The 1,186-nt window shown below is 42.1% G+C and carries 1 protein-coding gene; it reads right to left on the bottom strand.

Annotated features, from left to right (window positions below):
* Position 1: 1 nt before the first annotated feature.
* Positions 2-1,186, bottom strand: coding sequence for an elongation factor Tu (tuf, locus tag J3U19_RS11415; protein WP_267342169.1), 1,185 nt, complete (start codon positions 1,184-1,186; stop codon positions 2-4).

The following is a 1,186-nucleotide window of genomic DNA, read 5'->3' as shown; positions in this document are numbered from 1 at the left end:
ATTATTTAATAACCTTAGCAACAACACCAGCACCAACAGTACGACCACCTTCACGGATAGCAAAGCGTAAGCCTTCTGCCATTGCGATTGGGTGAATTAATGATACAGTCATTTTGATGTTATCACCTGGCATTACCATCTCTACGCCTTCTGGTAACTCGATTGTTCCAGTTACGTCAGTTGTACGGAAGTAGAACTGTGGACGGTAGCCTTTGAAGAATGGAGTATGACGACCACCTTCATCTTTACTTAGAATATATACTTCTGATTCGAAATCAGTATGTGGTGTGATTGAGCCTGGTTTTGCTAATACTTGACCACGTTCGATTTCTTCACGTTTTGTACCACGTAGTAAGACACCAACGTTTTCACCCGCACGACCTTCGTCTAGCAATTTACGGAACATTTCAACGCCAGTACAAGTTGTTTTTGTTGTTGGTTTGATACCAACGATTTCAACTTCTTCACCAACTTTGATTACACCACGTTCTACACGACCTGTTACCACTGTACCACGTCCTGAAATTGAGAACACGTCTTCAATTGGAAGTAGGAATGGTTTATCGATATCACGCTCTGGTTCCGGGATGTAGCTGTCTAAAGCTTCAGCTAATTCAACAATTTTTTCTTCCCATGCTGCATCGCCTTCTAACGCTTTTAACGCTGAACCACGAATGACTGGAGTGTCATCACCTGGGAAATCGTATTGAGATAGAAGTTCACGTACTTCCATTTCAACTAATTCTAATAATTCTTCATCATCAACCATATCGCATTTGTTTAAAAATACGATGATGTATGGAACACCTACTTGACGACCTAAAAGAATGTGCTCACGAGTTTGTGGCATAGGACCATCTGTTGCTGCTACTACTAAGATAGCACCGTCCATTTGTGCCGCACCAGTGATCATGTTTTTAACATAGTCAGCATGGCCCGGGCAGTCTACGTGTGCGTAGTGACGAGTCGGGGTATCGTATTCAACGTGTGAAGTGTTGATGGTGATACCACGTGCTTTTTCTTCTGGTGCATTATCGATTTGATCGAATGCACGTGCTTGACCGCCGTATTTTTTAGAAAGTACAGAAGTAATTGCTGCTGTTAAAGTTGTTTTACCATGGTCAACGTGGCCGATTGTACCAACGTTAACGTGGGGTTTTGTACGTTCAAATTTTTCTTTAGACAT

Source organism: Gilliamella sp. B2828 (assembly GCF_026537125.1).
Classification (GTDB): Bacteria; Pseudomonadota; Gammaproteobacteria; order Enterobacterales; family Orbaceae; genus Gilliamella.
This window is presented reverse-complemented; position numbering and strand designations above follow the sequence as displayed.

Excerpts from the sequence above, each read along its gene's own strand:
- tuf (WP_267342169.1), bottom strand. The coding sequence starts at position 1,186 with ATGTCTAAAGAAAAATTTGAACGTACAAAACCCCACGTTAACGTTGGT.